This window comes from Vreelandella boliviensis LC1, from assembly GCF_000236035.1.
GTDB classification, from domain to species: Bacteria; Pseudomonadota; Gammaproteobacteria; order Pseudomonadales; family Halomonadaceae; genus Vreelandella; species Vreelandella boliviensis.
The window spans coordinates 417,877-433,995 of sequence record NZ_JH393257.1; the positions used below are offsets into that span (position 1 = coordinate 417,877).

At 54.3% G+C, this 16,119-nt stretch carries 12 protein-coding genes; 8 read left to right on the plus strand and 4 right to left on the minus strand.

Annotation, left to right across the window (positions count from 1 at the left end):
* Genes KUC_RS01805 through fhuB form a run of 3 tightly spaced genes read right to left on the minus strand, consistent with a single transcriptional unit; the run spans window position 1 to window position 4,472 of the window.
* Complete coding sequence (locus KUC_RS01805; protein WP_007111362.1) at window positions 1-1,659, minus strand: multidrug ABC transporter permease/ATP-binding protein; 1,659 nt, start codon at window positions 1,657-1,659, stop codon at window positions 1-3.
* A gap of 27 nt (window positions 1,660-1,686) precedes the next feature.
* Window positions 1,687-2,475 (minus strand): siderophore-iron reductase FhuF, encoded by a 789-nt coding sequence (gene fhuF / locus KUC_RS01810; protein WP_007111363.1) that lies wholly within the window; start codon window positions 2,473-2,475, stop codon window positions 1,687-1,689.
* Window positions 2,472-4,472: a Fe(3+)-hydroxamate ABC transporter permease FhuB gene (fhuB, locus tag KUC_RS01815; protein ID WP_007111364.1), complete on the minus strand. Its 2,001-nt coding sequence runs from the start codon at window positions 4,470-4,472 to the stop codon at window positions 2,472-2,474. The genes fhuF and fhuB overlap by 4 nt, the downstream gene beginning before the upstream one ends.
* A gap of 188 nt (window positions 4,473-4,660) precedes the next feature.
* On the opposite strand from fhuB, the gene KUC_RS01820 reads away from it, so the two are divergent.
* The 5 genes from KUC_RS01820 (at window position 4,661) to KUC_RS01840 (ending at window position 10,301) form a co-directional block, all read left to right on the plus strand.
* Window positions 4,661-5,605, plus strand: a complete 945-nt coding sequence (locus tag KUC_RS01820) for a siderophore-interacting protein (protein WP_040479205.1) — start codon at window positions 4,661-4,663, stop codon at window positions 5,603-5,605.
* Window positions 5,598-6,215 (plus strand): cytochrome b, encoded by a 618-nt coding sequence (locus KUC_RS01825; protein ID WP_007111366.1) that lies wholly within the window; start codon window positions 5,598-5,600, stop codon window positions 6,213-6,215. The genes KUC_RS01820 and KUC_RS01825 overlap by 8 nt, the downstream gene beginning before the upstream one ends.
* 309 nt (window positions 6,216-6,524) lie before the next feature.
* On the plus strand, window positions 6,525-6,887 hold the full coding sequence (locus tag KUC_RS01830) for an alpha/beta hydrolase fold domain-containing protein (RefSeq protein WP_338036214.1): 363 nt from the start codon (window positions 6,525-6,527) through the stop codon (window positions 6,885-6,887).
* A 160-nt stretch (window positions 6,888-7,047) separates the two neighbouring features.
* Window positions 7,048-9,252, plus strand: a complete 2,205-nt coding sequence (locus KUC_RS01835; protein ID WP_007111369.1) for a TonB-dependent siderophore receptor — start codon at window positions 7,048-7,050, stop codon at window positions 9,250-9,252.
* Between the two features lie 200 nt (window positions 9,253-9,452).
* Window positions 9,453-10,301 (plus strand): ABC transporter substrate-binding protein, encoded by an 849-nt coding sequence (locus KUC_RS01840; RefSeq protein WP_083825732.1) that lies wholly within the window; start codon window positions 9,453-9,455, stop codon window positions 10,299-10,301.
* Window positions 10,302-10,366: 65 nt separating this feature from the next.
* On the opposite strand, the gene KUC_RS01845 is transcribed toward KUC_RS01840, so the two are convergent.
* Window positions 10,367-11,005, minus strand: a complete 639-nt coding sequence (locus tag KUC_RS01845) for a thioesterase domain-containing protein (protein ID WP_083825733.1) — start codon at window positions 11,003-11,005, stop codon at window positions 10,367-10,369.
* A 138-nt stretch (window positions 11,006-11,143) separates the two neighbouring features.
* Here KUC_RS01845 and KUC_RS01850 point away from each other — a divergent pair, with 138 nt between their 5' ends.
* The 3 genes from KUC_RS01850 (at window position 11,144) to KUC_RS01860 (ending at window position 16,043) form a co-directional block, all read left to right on the plus strand.
* The gene (locus KUC_RS01850) at window positions 11,144-13,324 is read left to right on the plus strand and encodes a TonB-dependent siderophore receptor (protein WP_007111372.1); all 2,181 of its coding nucleotides are present in this window, start codon (window positions 11,144-11,146) and stop codon (window positions 13,322-13,324) included.
* Entirely contained in the window at window positions 13,324-14,328 is a 1,005-nt protein-coding gene (locus KUC_RS01855) for an ABC transporter substrate-binding protein (RefSeq protein ID WP_244264771.1), read from the plus strand. Before KUC_RS01850 ends, KUC_RS01855 begins: the two co-directional genes overlap by 1 nt.
* 143 nt (window positions 14,329-14,471) lie before the next feature.
* The gene (locus KUC_RS01860; protein ID WP_007111375.1) at window positions 14,472-16,043 is read left to right on the plus strand and encodes a PD-(D/E)XK nuclease domain-containing ATP-binding protein; all 1,572 of its coding nucleotides are present in this window, start codon (window positions 14,472-14,474) and stop codon (window positions 16,041-16,043) included.
* The last annotated feature ends 76 nt before the right edge of the window (window positions 16,044-16,119 follow it).

A 16,119-nucleotide genomic window follows, 5' to 3' on the forward strand; every position in this document is an offset into this window, starting at 1 on the left:
CTAGTCGCTCACCCTTGCCACCGCATCGCGACTGGCGGCTTCACGCTGTTCGCCGGTGAGTTCGACCAACTGACCCTGGCGCATTTCCAGCAACCGGTCGGCCTGGTCGAAGTAATGATCATCGTGGCTGATGACCACCAGCGTCTTGCCCAACGCCCTAAGCTCCGGCAGTAGCTCACGGTAGAAGACTCGCCGAAACTGCGGATCCTGGTCGGCCGCCCACTCGTCCAGCAGCAACAGGTCGCGCTGCTCCGCCACGGCCAGCAGCATCGCCAGACGCTTGCGTTGGCCCTGGGAGAGGTTAATGTTGGTGACGCGATTACCGTCAAAGTCGAGCTTGCTGTGCATGCCTAGAGCCGCCAGCCACTCTTCCATTAGCGCCGGGTCGGGTGACTCGCCCGCGGGGCCCATCAAACGGTCAAATAGATGCAGGTCGGTATAAATCGCCGAGAAGTGTTGGCGATAGCGTGTCCAGTCCTCCTCCTGCAGCGGCCTACCATCGACTCGGACAGAGCCGCTTTGCGGCTGGTAAAGCCCTGTTAGAAGCCTCGCCAGGGTCGATTTGCCACTGCCGTTGCCACCAATCAGAAACACCACTTCGCCGCGATTTAAGGTCAGATCGATAGGGCCGATAGCAAAGCCCGGCCGGGATTCCTCATCCGGGTAGCGATAGCTGACCTGCTCCAGGGTTAGCGTCTGCCAGTTGTGGCGCAGCGAAGAGTGGCCGAATGCCTCACGGTGCTCTGCCAGGTCTAAACTGCTGATCTTTTCGAACGCTACCCGGGCGTTAATTAGCGTCGGAAAGGCACCAATGGCCTGCATCAGCGGCCCACGTAGAAACAGTAGCGTGAGTGAGAACGTCGTGGCGACCTGCACCGATGCCCAGCCCAGACCATTGGCCAGGAAGAACGCTAGGCCAATCGCCCCCAGCATCATGATGTTGAACCAGTTCACCGCGCTAAGATGGTAGGTATCACCAAGTATAAAATGGCGCCGACAATCCTTTGCGTTAGGGGTGTAGACATCGCGATACAGCCATTCGGCACGGTCGCGATTGAGCGCCAACTCTTTGCGCCCTTCGATTACCGATTGATAATCCGCGTAGAGGCGATCCTGTATTTCGCGCAGTTTGGCCATATGCCCATAGACCCGCGCCACCAAGCGTATACCAATTAAAATAGTCACGATCACCCAGAGCGCGGTGACCCCCAGCATGGCAGGCGAAAGCCACGCCAGGTAAAGCGTGGCGCCGATCGTCAGCACCCCACCCTGCACCAGTTCCGGCAAGCGTATAAACGCAACGGTCACTGAACTCACGTCGGTGGAGAGGCTCGCCAACAGGCGCGCACTGCCAATCTGCTCGGCGCGTTCGATATTGGTATCCAGAATTCGCTTGATCAACTGCCCCCGCAGCCGGTAGACGAAATGATGACCCAGCGTGGTCAGCGCCAACTGGGATGCCAAGGTAATAACCAGTAGCAGCGCTATCAGCCCCAGGAACTCGGGCAGTATGCGCCAAGGGTCAGTGAAAGTACCCAGCAGCCGTTGATTGATAAAAGCGATGACACCAATGCCCAAGCCAGCGCTTATTAGGCTAAGTACCACCACGGCCACAAACGGCCAGCGGTAATCACGCCATACAATCCTCAACAGCTCCATGACAAGGCTCCTTTGGCGATTCGAAGGTTAGCGCCGACGCTTGGCCGGCTTATTTTCAGGTTTTAGCGGGCAGCCGCCGCAAAGTGGCTCCCCCCGCGGCCGGTATTTGATACAGCACAGCCGCCTCACCCGGGTTGGCGTCTCACCACCCAGTTCCAGATAGCGCACTGGCTGATAAAGCCGATTGCGGCGCCCATCGGGGAGCGTCTTGGTATCGAGATAATCCAGCAGCGGGTCACCCGCGCCGATGAATTCCGGAAGCCGCGAGCAGGTCTTCCCCACGAACTCCACATAGGCGCCAAGGTTGCTCCAAAACACTTTGGTAGAAAGCCCAGAGACCGCTGCAAGCGCCTCAATCAGTGGCGCACAGTGGTCGTCAAAAAGCGTGGTAAAGCGTGTCTGGGGCGCTTGAGAGGAGAGCGGGACGCCACCATGGGGCAACCAGATACGCCCGGTCTGACCTTTATCGCCAAGCGCCAGCCGTAGTTCGTTTATACCCACCGGCAACGCGTAACCGAGGAGCAGATTGGCCACCAGCGTCGGAATCGAGACAATGCTGAAATGATACTTCGACCAGATTGAAGCAACGGCTTTGCGGTCGGCACCTTCACCGTGGCTGCGGCCGTAGCGCGCCAATTGCTCACTCAAGAAGCCTCGATCCAGCAACCCAGAGGTTGCCAGTGTCGGTTCGTCAGGCTGACCAAACGCTGGGGCTTTCAGGTTATCCAGCGGCGGCTGGCGGTACAGCGCTAACAGCGCCTCCGCGGGATCCATCGTTGCTGAAAGCTCACTCGGTTTGGTCGCCACATGACTCATAGCCGCCGCAGTCCCCACATAAAGTAAGCGCCGCCGATCAGGGAGGCGACCAAGCCGGCCGGCATCTCGTATGGGAAAATAATCTGACGGCCGACCCAATCCGCCAGCACCATCAACAGCATACCAATCAACGCCGCGCCCAGCAGATGCTGCCCTGCCCGGGAGAAGCCGACCAAACGCGCCATATGCGGCGCCAGCAAGCCAATAAACGACAGCGGCCCAACCACCAGGGTGGCGCAGGCGGTGAGTAGCGCCACCAGCAATAGCAGCGCCAGGCGGGCACGGTTCAGCGTTACTCCAAGCGCTTTGGCGGTAGGCGCGCCTAATGGCAAGATATCCAGCCAGCGGGTAAAGGGCAGCGTGACCAGCGCCAGTACGGCGGCGATACCGCCGACGACAACGGCATTGGTGATATCCACATAGTAGGTAGAGCCCGCCAGCCAGGCGATCACCTGCTGGCCGCGAGGGTCGCCACCCGCCAGCATCACGCTACGCACCGCATCAAACAGCGCACTGACCGCCACCCCGGTGAGCAGCAAACGTTCGGGGAGATAACCGCTCTTGCGGTTGATACCCACCAGCACCAGCAGCGTTGCGAAAGCCCCTAACGTTCCCACACCAATCAGCATCATATTAGTGGGCGCTGGCAGCAGGAAAATCCCCAGAATCAGCGCAATGGCACAGCCACCGCTGATGCCCAACACTTCAGGGCTGGCCATCGGGTTGGCGGAAAGGCGCTGCAGAATCGTGCCGGCAATCGCCAGCATTAACCCGCTGGCGGCGGCCGCCCTTACCCGCGGCATGCGCCACTGCATCACGTTCCAGTTATCCGGCGCCAGCCAATACCAGCCATCTACGCCCTGGCCAAACAGCAAGCCGAGGATCGTTGCCCCCAGTAACGCGAGGATTAAACCAGTGGCTAAACGTGACGGCGCAGGGTGGCGATGAGCGAAAACACCCGCCCCTTTCGGCGGCTGGTCGCCTTGGAGTTTCAGGCGTGGGATCAGCCACATTAACAGCGGTGCCCCCAGGGCACCGGTAATCGCCCCGGTGGGGATAAAGGCCGCCACCATGCCCCCGAACTGCTGCAGCAGCAGATCCGTGGTGGTCAGCAGCACAGCCCCAAGCAGCGCCGACCACAACAGCCGCGGCCCTAACCGGCGTGCCCCGGCCATGCGCACAATATTGGGCGCTGCCAAGCCGATAAAACCGATGATGCCCACCACGCTGACAATGCTCCCGGTAATAAATACTGCCAGTCCCATGCCCGCAAAACGCAGATAGGTCAGCGAAACCCCCAGGCTCTTGGCGCTGGCATCGTCCAGCTCCAATACTGCCAGAGGGCGCAGCAGAAACCAGGCGGCAACACAGCTAATCGCCAGCCGTGGCCAGAGAATCGCCACACCATCCCAACCGTTTTGCGCCAGCGAGCCCGCGCCCCAAATCAGCAGTCCCGAGAGCGCCTCGTGGTTAAACAGCAGCAACGCAGTGGATAGCGCCCCCAGGTACAAATTAACGACCAGACCTGACAGCACCACCACAATAGGCGCCAGCCCGCGCCGCCACGAGAGCAGGAAAACTAACCCAACCGCCAGCGCGCCACCCAATAAGGCGACCCATTCGCGCCCAGCGACAAGCAGCCCCGGCGCCAGCAAGGTGGCGGTCATCAACGCCAGGTTAGCGCCCGATGCCACCCCTAGGGTGGTGGGCGAGGCCAGCGGGTTGCGCAGCACCTGCTGCATGAGCACGCCTGCCAGCCCCAAGCCGCCCCCGGCCAGCAGCGCGATCGAAAGGCGCGGCCACCAAGCGTAGTAAAGCAGCAACTCATCAACGTTTTCAAAAGAGGGCGCCACTAATGCCTGCAGGCCTAGTGTAAGACCGCCTTGGCCCTCTAGGCCCACCCAAAACAGCACCACCATGGGCAGGCTAAGCAATAGGCAGGCTTTAGCGGGCGACATCCCCCCCATTCGTTGGGCAAATTGCGCGGCGCCTAGCATAGCGAGCCCCCTATTGTAATAACCGAACAGTTCGCCAAAAGAGACGTGATAGGCAGCAGCGTCATTTTCTTAGCCTTACTATTTATAAATGCGAGTTGATGGGAGTTAGTGATTAAATTATTAACAACGATTCTAAATGATAATAATTAGCACTACAATTGACACCTTTATTGATGGAGACAGTGACTATGGCGGCCAAGCAGAGCTACCGGCTTTTCGATATCACCCTCGCCCGGCGCACCCAGGTCAGCGCTTCGCTCGTCAGGTTTACCTTTACGGGCCCAGACGTCGGCCACATGGCGACCTACGCCCCGGATCAGCGTGTCAAGCTATTCTTCCCCGAAGGCGGTGGCAGCCTCGACCCGCTGTTTGAAATCGCCAAGCTGGAGGAGCACGACTGGTACGGCGCCTACCGCGCACTGCCGGATGCCCAAAGGCCCTCAGCTCGCACCTACACCATTCGCGCTCTGCGCCCGGAACAAGCCGAGGTGGATGTGGAGTTCGTACTCCATGGTGACAATGGCCCCGCCTCACGTTGGGCAATACGCGCCCGCCCCGGCGACCGCCTTGCTATGACAGCCCCCGTCGCCAACGCGGATGGCCCAAAACTGGGTTACGAGTGGAAGCCGCCCCAGAACGTGCGCCGGATTCTGATTATCGCCGATGAAACCGCTCTCCCCGCCGCCGCTGGTATTCTGGAAACCCTCGATGACCTGCCTCTCAAACCCAGGGTCGAAGCGCTGTTCGAAGTGCCCCGCAGTGACGATGTTCAGCCGCTGCCCCAAGCCGCCAAGCTGCAGTGGTTGGCCCGCGATGCCGAGCACGGCTGCCAACACGGTGAGCTGCTGATGAGAGCGCTGCGCGATATCGATTTGCATAGGGAAATTCAAGCGCTAGGCGGCACGCCTGCTAACGCTACTACCAGCGCCACGACCAACGACGAAAGCGACGATGAGGACGGCCCACTCTGGGAACCCGCCACTCTGGATGACAGCGCGCCCTTCTACGCCTGGATCGCCGCTGAAACCAAAGTCGCCATGAAGCTGCGTCGCTACTTGGTTAACGAGTGCGGGCTACCCAAACAGTACGTCACCAGCATGGGCTACTGGCGCCAGGGCAAGGCCAATGGGTAAAGGAGCAGCAAACAGCACAGCGCTGCACAGTGATCACATAAGCACGCCAGCCCAAACGCCTATTGGCTGGGGAGACAGCCCCAGCCACTACGGACGAATAAGCCGTGCGCTGCACTGGCTGACCGCCGCGCTGGTCACGCTGCAATTCACCGTGTTGCTTGCTTGGCGGGGAATGGGTGAAAACGCGATTACGCTGTTTTTGGCAAGTATCGGCCCCCACGGCTCGTTAGGGTTTCTGATCCTGATCGTGACCCTCGCGCGTCTTGGCTGGGCATGGGTCAACCGCAAGCAACGTCCTCCACAGCCGACTGGATTAGGTGGTCGCATGGCGCGCCTGGTGCATATCACCTTTTATGGGCTGCTGTTGTGGCTACCCGCTTTCGCCATTCTGCGCCAATACGGTCGCGGCGGCGCACTGCGCTTTTATGGCCTGGAGCTACTGCCCGAAGCGGAGCGCAACATCACCTGGATGATCGCACCCGCCGATCTGCTTCACGGCCCACTCTCGTGGCTGCTATGTGGATTAGTCATCGGCCATATAGCGATGGCACTGATTCACCGCTGCTGGTTCAAGGACAAGGTACTGGCGCGGATGGTGGGGGTAAATTGATAAAATTTTAATCCGCTGCTTAAGAGTCACTAAACGTTAATTCAGCACGGATAGGCGTCAGGGATAATTTTGTCGAGAGTGGACCACTGATATGGCCTCAATGCGATCCGCCACTTGGTAGACCACAATAAAGTTTGGGTGAGCAACAATTTCTCGTGTACCCGGCCAGCGGCCCACTTGGTGTAAGAGCGGCACCCTCTCCACTGGGCTTTGTATGTCAGCGCGTGATAATAACTGGCATCTTCCACGCTGCCAGATTCTGCTCTACCCCTGCACCAGTGTCTGGCAGAACAGCGAGTCTCACCGCCGATACGCACAAGCTACCTGCTGGAAACAGACACCCTGCAGTGGATGTTTGGTCACTATCTCAATAACGATGAGGAACGCCACGACTGGCGTTTTGCGCCACTAGAAGCTGCTGAACTCAAAAACCTACCACCTGCGTTTATCACCCTAGCCGAACATGCCACCTGGTCGACGAAGGCATCGCCCTACGTGAACCGTTTACAGCAAGTGAACGTGGATACCCAACTGACCCTTTACCCCGGCATGGTGCACGACTTCGCACGCCTGGGCAGCATCGCGCCAGATGCCACCGGTCAGGTACGCGCGGATATCGCCAAGGCGCTACGGCAGCATCTCAGCAACCATCCAAACCCAGTAGATGTTTAGTTGTCGCCGCATGGGGTACGGCATGGATCGTACATCTGACGCTTCTTGCCACGGGTAGCATTTTGAGCAACAGAGTGTTGCAAGAGCGTACAAATACAGAACATAATACTAATAATAACAATTACTATTAACATTAAAAATATCATGCAAGGGGATTACTATGCACCAACTTCGTACCGGCCTGCGCAGGCAATTGCTCACCGTGGCCATTGCCAATGCCTGCGCTGCAACGCTATTCGTGGCTCCAGCGGCTTTCGCTCAAGGCACCATGACGCAAGAGGCTGAAAACGACGAAACGATCAATACATTGCCCACCGTCCAGGTAACCGGCGAGTACCTGCGTGATGCTTCGACGGAAGGAACAGGCTCATACACAACTGACTCAATGAATACCGCAACGCGGCTAGGCTTATCCATTCGTGAAACACCGCAATCAGTATCAGTTATCAGCCGACAACTGATTGATGATATGCAGTTAGAATCACTGACGGATGTGGTCAATACAACGACGGGCCTCACTTCAACTCAGCAAGATAGCCAAAGACATGTTTTTTCAGCACGTGGGTTTGAGATTAATAATTATCAAATTGATGGTGTACCAACGGCTTGGGAAAGTGGTTATTCCGCTGGTGAATCACAAATGGACACCATACTTTATGACCGTATAGAAGTAGTTCGTGGTGCGAGCGGTTTAACTTCCGGCGCGGGGGATCCTTCGGCCGCGATTAACCTTGTACGTAAGAAAGCGGATAGTGAGGAATTTACTGGGCATGCCGCTATCAGTGCTGGCAGCTGGGATCGCCATCAGGGTACAGTGGATATTTCAACGCCATTAAATGAAGCTGGAACCGTACGTGGCCGAGTCGTTGGCAGCTATCTCGAAGAAGGTTCTTTTGTTGATTCGCTGGAAAATGAAAAATCTGTTTTTTATGGCACTTTAGCTGCCGATATCACTGATAATACCTTGATGAACATTGGCATCAGCCACCAACGAAACAGGCCCACCGCCTCAACCTGGGGTGGTTTGCCTGTTTGGTTTAGTAATGGAGAAAGAACAGATTGGTCTCGTTCTAAAACGGTCGGCGCAGACTGGACAAGATGGGATTCAGAAGTCACCAACTACTTCGTAAACCTTGAGCATAACTTCGATTCTGGCGCATCGATTTACGCAGCTTATAGCAAAAATATTAATCAAGCTGATTTACCGTTAGTCTATTTGTCCGGTTCTCCAGATAGGCAAACCGGCCTTGGAATGGGCGCATTTCCAGCTTGGTATGAATTTGAACGAGAGCAGGACAACATCGATATCTATGGTAACCTGCCATTTGAATTTTCTGGTCGTGACCATGAGATGACTGTAGGTCTTATGCACAACAATCAGGACTTTACTTCCGAACGTCGTAATGCACTGAATGTTCCCTCAGTTGGAAATTTCTATGCGTGGGATGGCTCTTATCCAGAGCCTGACTGGGGTCAACAAACAACCAATATGAGAAAAGAAACTGAACAACTTGGTGGTTATGGCGCTTTACGCTTATCGCTGGCTGACCCACTGACGCTGATCCTGGGTAGTCGCATTACTAACTGGGACATTGAAGGTATGAAATCAAATGGTGACTTATTTGATTTTAGCCATCATCAGGTAGTCACACCGTATGCTGGCTTAATCTACGACATTAATGATGTCTATTCAGCTTACGTTAGCTATACAGATATTTTCAATCCTCAAGACGCGCAGGATAAAAATGGCAATTATCTTGACCCACTTGAAGGTAAAAACTATGAAACTGGTATAAAAGCGGAGTATTTCGAAGGGCGTCTGAACGCCATGCTATCAGTATTTCGTATTGATCAGGATAACTTGGCACAGCCCGATACGGGATATTTGGTTCCTGGAACCACTAACCAGGCATCATATGCGGCGGAAGGCACCACCAGTGTCGGCTATGAGTTTGAAGTGTCTGGCGCTATTACCGATGATTGGAATCTTATGTTCGGGTGGTCACAGTTCCAGGCCGAAGATGCTGATGGTTCAGCAGTAAATACCGCTCAACCTCGTCGTACCGCAACCTTGTTCACTACCTATAAACTAAATGAATTAACCCTCGGTGGCGGTTTCAATTGGCAAAGTTCCAACTACACAATGGTAACCAACCCTTTGGGAAATAGCGAAGAAGTAAAACAGGGTAGTTATGCACTTGCTCAACTGATGGCCAGATATCAGATGACACCGGAACTAAGCGCTCAGCTGAATATAAACAATCTATTTGATGAGAAGTATTACACCAACAGTGGTGCTTGGTTCGGGCAGTTGGCGTATGGCGCTCCACGTAGCGCAAACTTGACATTAAAATATGACTTCTAAAGCATCAGCATAGCAATATTTAAAATTTTCGTATCAGATGTTTACCCAGCCCTATCTATTTAGGGCTGGGTATTTTAGTAAAAAAACATTGCTGCCAAAAGATAATTTTTTCTAATGCGTGTCTAGGCATCGGCGAGTTATTTTTTAATTTAACACTTTAAACCATAGCAGTCATGATACATGTCTTTAAGGCGCGACACATGAAGTTTTTCACGACCGCACTAGTGTTTCTTACATTCTTCAGCATTGCATATGCTGGCGAAAGACAACCCATTGCTACTTTCGACTGGGCTGTTACAGAAACCCTGAGTATGCTGGACATTGGCTCGCTAGGCGTAACGCAACTGGAAACTTATAACGAGTGGGCAGATAATGGGCTTATCGCAGATGATGCTATAGAGCTGGGCTTTGGCTCAATGCCAAACCTTGAGCTGATATCACACCTAAACCCTTCACTAGTAATAGGGGGTCTTACACGTCTGAATGAAAAACTATCGCATATCGCGCCCACGGAAAATATCTCCCTATTTCCGATTACGGGCGACCCTTGGCAGGCAGTGCAAGACTTCACTCTGGCTTTAGCGGAGCGACTGGGGCACCAAGAGGATGCAAGGCGTCTTATCCTTGAATCTGAACAACAACTTGCTAGGCTCAGCCATAAAATTCCTACAGACCAAGCCCCTCTCCTTATTATCCAATTTAGGGATGATCGTCATGTCTGGATATATGGTGAAGACAGCCTATTTCAAGGCATTTTAGATCAACTTGACCTTACCAATGCATGGAATAAACCAACAAACCATGTAGGGGTTTCCACTGTCAGCATTGATGAACTACCCGCCATTGAAGGGAGGCTGGTTGTTTTGAAGAGCCCTCATTATACCTCCAGCATTGGTGATCGCCTCAACCGTGGCGGGCTATGGCAGGCGTTATTACGTCTACGCGGTGGCAATACTATCTACCTTCCTGTTAATTACTGGACTCTGGGAGGCCTCCCCTCTGCCATGCGTTTCGCCGAGACCTTGGTAGAAACGCTTGAAGATACATAATTTCTTCTCAGTCGCCCCCAATTAGACGGCCGAGAAGAAGGCGGACTACCTGTACAAACCAGCAATCAAACCAGTTCTTGTTCGTCTACTATTGCCTCCCGTTGAGCTACCTCTTGCAGTTTCTCCGCCACCTGCAGCAACAGCGAATCACTGGCAACAATCGAGAAGTGATCCTCAGAAGTTTCAATAGCCCGACGTGGCGCTTGCCCCACTTGATGAGTTAGCGCTTGCCGTTCCTCTTGTGGACGCCCTTCAGACCACAAACAATCCGCCTCACAGCTCAACCTATGCAAGGCATCGGTCTTTAGGGAGAGCCTCTTCAGATGGCGTGCCACACAGAAGGTCCGTGCCAGCTCTTCACCACCCAGAGCGGCATAACCTTCCCGTCCATAGGCCGCATCCGACGCCAGTAGGCGTTCTAGCATAATGGCGAGCTCCGTTTCGCTTGGCTCCTTACGGGGCGCTTCATGAGCACTATTGGCGACCAGTTCAGATGAAATGCTCGGCAAGATGACCGACACAAAGGCCGTAAAATCCTTTCGCCAATCATCTTCGTTCGTCTGGCCGCTACCGGGGATATAAGGATCGACCAGTGCCAATAGGCTCACCTCCTGGGCTTGCTTTTCAAGCCGCGCCGCAACCATTGCCGCCAAGGGACCACCTAGCGACCAGCCCAATAACCGATAGGGCCCCTTAGGCTGCAAGCAATACTTTTTCTAGCATTAGATTTCGGTCACTACACAGCCCCGTGATATTGACTTCACCCATAAGCTATTCATAATACAAATAATAACGATTAATATTCGTAAAAATAGAAAAATACTAACGCAAGGAGAACATTCGTGCACCACCCCACTTTCCGCAAGCGGTGGCTGACAGTCGCCATTGCTGTCGCTACCTCAAGCGCGTCGGCTGTTGTCGTTGCGCAGGACGCTGAGCTGGCACCTTCGTCAAGCAGTGAGTCTTCAACCCCGTTACCTACACTGCAGGTCACGGAAAGTCGTCTTTATGAAGAAGCCAGCGGCCCTGTGCTGGGTATTGCAGCCACCCGCAGCGCGACAGGCACCAAAACCGATACGCCGATCATTGAAACGCCACAGTCCATCTCAGTGGTCAGTAGTCAGGAATTCCGCAATTATGGCGCGCGCAACGTCAATCAAGCGCTGGGCTATACGGCTGGCGTGGCCAGCGCCTATGGCGGGGGAGGTGCTGACACAACCCATGACAGCATGATGATCCGCGGTTTCAGTGTGTATAACAGCTACCGGGATGGCAGCAAATATCAAGCCAATGTCTTCGATGCCCAGCAGGAGCTCTATGGCCTGGAGCGGTTGGAGGTACTCAAGGGGCCCTCGTCAATTCTGTATGGCGTGGCGTCTCCTGGGGGCTTGATCAATGCGGTCAGCAAGCGCCCAACCAGCGAACCCTTGCGCGAAGTTAATCTGCAGGTAGGCAGTTTTGATCGGCGCCAAGTCTCTGCGGACTTTTCCGACTCCCTGGATGAAGATGGCGAGTTTTCTTACCGTTTAACCATGCTGCGCCGCGAAAGCAACACCTTTATCGACCATGTGCCGGATGATCGCACTTACATCGCGCCAGCCTTTAAATGGCAGCCTAATGAGGATACCTCGCTGACCCTACTCAGCGAGTATCAGCGGGACGAGACGACTTATGTCTACGGGCTACCCGCCAGCGGCACCATTCTCCTCAACCCAAACGGCAAGATTCCTCGGGAGCGATTCGTTGGCGAGCCTGGATTCGATGACTACGATAATGAGAGTTACTCCCTCGGCTACCTTTTCGAGCACGACTTCTCCAATCGCCTGAAACTCAGCCACAATTTTCGCAGTTTCCACTCGGATAGAAACTTCGACAACGTCGGTATTGTTCAGCAACCTCAAAGCTCCGCTGGGCGACTTTTTTCCAGAACCGCCCATGATCGCCGCGATGCATCCAGGGCGGTCTCCTCCGATACATCCTTGCAGTACGATTGGGAGGCCGGAGCGACAACCAACACAACTCTGGCCGGTCTTGACTACGTCCGCCAGCGCCACGAAACAGAACGTTACCAGCAGACCGTCCCTGCCCTGGATATCTACAATCCTGTCTATGGGAGTGGACAATTGGGTGAGAGTATCCCCAATCAATATTCCAATGTGAGCCGTAAGGAGCAGGTTGGACTGTATCTTCAGAACCAGATGAAGATTGCCGATAAATGGGTCGTCATGCTGGGCGGGCGTCAGGATTGGACGGATACTGAAGCCTCTCGGTATTTCGACCCTTCTCAAGAGCAGCAGCAGGATGATGAGGCATTCACAGGCCGTGTTGGGTTCGTTTACCTGGCCGATAATGGCTTGGCACCTTTCGCCAGCTTTAGTCAATCTTTTGAGGTGGCAACGGGTACTGATCGCAATGGCGATCAATTCGAGCCCACCCGAGGTGAGCAGTATGAGCTGGGGCTGCGTTTTCAGCCAGAAGGCTGGGACACTATGTTAACCGCCACCGCTTACGAATTGACCCAGGAAAACATGCTAGTCGCTGACCCGGTCGACACCACTTTCCAGACACAAATAGGAGAGGTGCGTTCTCGGGGCGTCGAGCTGGAGGCCAAGACGGAGATCGGCCTCAATGCCAACCTGGTCGCCGCGTATGCCTACACTGATGCCCGGACGACTAAAAGCAGCCCGACCACTCCCGAAAAAGTTGGCGAACGAACCGGTCAGGCACCCTACAACCAGTTCTCGCTATGGGGTGACTATCGCTTCAGTGATTTCGGTCTACCAGGGCTAAAACTGGGTGCGGGTGTACGCTATGTGGGTTCAACGCTTCCTAATGCCTATCTTGATGGCGAAGTGCCTGACTTTACCCTTGTTGACGCCATGGTCAGCTATGAGACGGGCCCATGGCTACTCTCCTTAAATGCGACCAACCTGACCGATAAAACCTATATCGAGTCCTGCACCTATGCGTGTTTCTATGGCGAACCGCGCAGTCTTGTCGGTACGGCGTCCTATCAGTGGTGATGATGGCACTTCTTTATTCACACAACACAGGCTGGATCGTGACATATCAAAATAGGCCTTTTTATCGCCCTGTAAATCATAAATGCATGGCCTTATCGATCACGTTGCTCATCAGCATATGGATGAGCAACGTTTCGATAGCCAGCGATGAAAACAGCGTAGCGCCATTAGCTACGTTTGATTTCGCCATCGCGGAAACCCTCAATGCAATTGGTAACCCTCCTAGATTTCTGTCGGGTCTAGAGGGTTATGAAACATACTCGCGGCAAAATGGCATTATTCCCAATACGACTAACCTGGGTTTTCGTCATCTTCCTAACCTTGAGTTACTTTCAAGCGATCCCCCACAGCATATTCTGATTTCACCGCCCGCCCATGCCAGCTTACTGCCAAGGCTCAGAAAAATTGCTGATGTTATGGAGTATCCACTTTATAAGTATGCCGATGTTGATGGCGGCCATAACGACTGGGAAACGATCGAAGAACTGACGCGTCAGCTTGGCGATTTGGTTGGCAACCCTGCCGCTGCGGAGAATTATATCGAGCAGTCCAACCATCACTTCGCGGCGTTGAAACGACAGCTTAATGATATCGACTCACCTGTTTTGCTGGTGCGCCTGTTGGATGAACGCCATGCCCGTGTTTATGGCGCAGGAAGCGTTGAGGGCATGATGTTAAATAGCCTTGGCCTTCAGAACGCTTGGCAGGGAGACTTAGGCCGATGGGGCATGACAACCGTTAGCGCAACGCCTCTGTTTGATATCGACGCCAAACTGGTATTTCTTGACAGCCCCTATGGCCCGGACGGAGGCGTGAGGCAACTACTCTCGGATGGACAATGGCGACACTTGCCAAGCGTGGAACAGGGCAACTACACGATTATTTCCGTCAACTATTGGTCCTGGGGAGGAATACCTGCTGCCCGGCGTTTTGCCGACAGTCTTGTCAGCCGCCTTATTGAAAGCGATAACATTGATAAAGCTTCTGCCGATACAAGCCAGTGACTCGCGTTTTTACCTAAAGTACTAAACCTCAGCCTTCCGCAATCACTCACACCTTCCGCTGATACTCTCGTCGCTGCCCAGTACAAACCGTAGCCATGCTAGACTGTTGACCATATCGCTGTTTTTTGCCCTGGAGGCCCACCGTGACGGATGCCCATCGCCGTAAGTTACCCATCGGGATTCAGACGTTCTCGGATATCCGCGAGGGCGACTATTATTACGTCGATAAAACTCCGCATATCGAGCGCCTGGTTAACCAGAACAAATACTACTTTCTCTCGCGGCCACGCCGCTTTGGCAAAAGCCTGTTGCTGGACACCCTGCGCTGCCTGTTTGAAGGTCGCCAAACGTTGTTTGAAGGGCTTTATATTCACGATAAGTGGGACTGGCAACAGCGCTACCCCGTGATTCGTATTAGCTTTGCCGATGGCGTGATGCAGAGCCGTGAAGGTCTGGACGAACGTATTCGTGAACAGCTAAGGGTTCAACGCGAGCGGCTCGGCATTACCCAGCACCATAAAACCGATATCCCTGGCGAATTCTCCGCGCTCATCCGCGCCGCCCACCAGCAGAGCGGCCAGCGGGTGGTAGTGCTGATTGACGAATATGATAAGCCGATTCTAGACAATATCCTGGCCCCCGAGCGTGCACGGGAACTGCGCGAGGGTTTAAAGAACCTTTACAGCGTGCTTAAAGACGCTGACCCGCACCTGCACTTTGTACTGCTCACCGGCGTTTCCAAATTCAGTAAGGTCAGCCTTTTCTCAGGATTGAACAACCTCAACGATATCACCCTGGATGCCCCCTTCAGCACGATTTGCGGCTACACCGACGAGGACATCGACACAGTTTTCGCCCCGGAACTACCCGACCTGGATCGCGATGAGATCCGCCAGTGGTACAACGGTTACCGCTGGGGTGACCGTGCGGTAACCTCCGTCTACAACCCCTTCGACGTACTGTTGCTGTTTCAGAAGCGCGAGTTCGGCCCGTACTGGTTTGAGTCTGCAACGCCGACGTTTTTGGTCGACCTTCTTAAGCAACGCGGGGTTTTCACCCCTCGACTGGAGACCTTACAGGCAAAAGCGCAGTTGCTCGGGCGTTTCGATGTGGATGATATCACCACCGAAGGGCTACTGTTCCAAACGGGCTATATCACCATTAAGGATGTGCAGGAGCCCATACTGGGCTATCGCCTCTATACGCTGGGCTTTCCGAACCGGGAGGTGGAAAGCAGCCTCAACGACTTATTGCTGCCGGTATTGGGTATTAACACAAGCGAGGCACAAACCCACCAACTGGCGTTATTCGATATTTTTCAGCGCCATGACCTTGCTGCTTTGGAAGCTCACCTTAAAGCCCTTTATGCGGGCTTGCCTCACGACTGGTACCGCAATAACCCAATCGCTAAGTACGAAGGACATTATGCCAGCGTCTTTTACAGCCACTTCGCGGCCTTGGGGTTGGATGTGACGGTGGAAGATGCCAGCCACCATGGCAAGGTGGATATGAGCGTGGACTTTGGCGGGCATATCTACCTGTTCGAGTTCAAGGTGGTGGAACAACTGCCGGAAGGTAAAGCGCTGGAGCAGATCAAACACAAGGGTTATGCCGATAAACACCGCGCCTCCGGCAAACCCATTCATCTCATCGGCGTGGAGTTTTCCAGCGCCCAGCGCCAGGTTGTGGCGTTTGAGGTGGAGACCTTGGCTTAATTAGCTGGCGATTATCCGCTGTCATCGGCTTGTCATGAATGGTTAGTTACATTGAACAGGTAAGTAACCGCCATGC

Bases quoted from the DNA above. Each gene is read 5' to 3' on its own strand.
- KUC_RS01805 (WP_007111362.1), bottom strand. From the start codon at position 1,659: ATGGAGCTGTTGAGGATTGTATGGCGTGATTACCGCTGGCCGTTTGTG.
- fhuF (WP_007111363.1), bottom strand. From the start codon at position 2,475: ATGAGTCATGTGGCGACCAAACCGAGTGAGCTTTCAGCAACGATGGAT.
- fhuB (WP_007111364.1), bottom strand. From the start codon at position 4,472: ATGCTAGGCGCCGCGCAATTTGCCCAACGAATGGGGGGGATGTCGCCC.
- KUC_RS01820 (WP_040479205.1), top strand. From the start codon at position 4,661: ATGGCGGCCAAGCAGAGCTACCGGCTTTTCGATATCACCCTCGCCCGG.
- KUC_RS01825 (WP_007111366.1), top strand. From the start codon at position 5,598: ATGGGTAAAGGAGCAGCAAACAGCACAGCGCTGCACAGTGATCACATA.
- KUC_RS01835 (WP_007111369.1), top strand. From the start codon at position 7,048: ATGCACCAACTTCGTACCGGCCTGCGCAGGCAATTGCTCACCGTGGCC.
- KUC_RS01840 (WP_083825732.1), top strand. From the start codon at position 9,453: ATGAAGTTTTTCACGACCGCACTAGTGTTTCTTACATTCTTCAGCATT.
- KUC_RS01855 (WP_244264771.1), top strand. From the start codon at position 13,324: ATGATGGCACTTCTTTATTCACACAACACAGGCTGGATCGTGACATAT.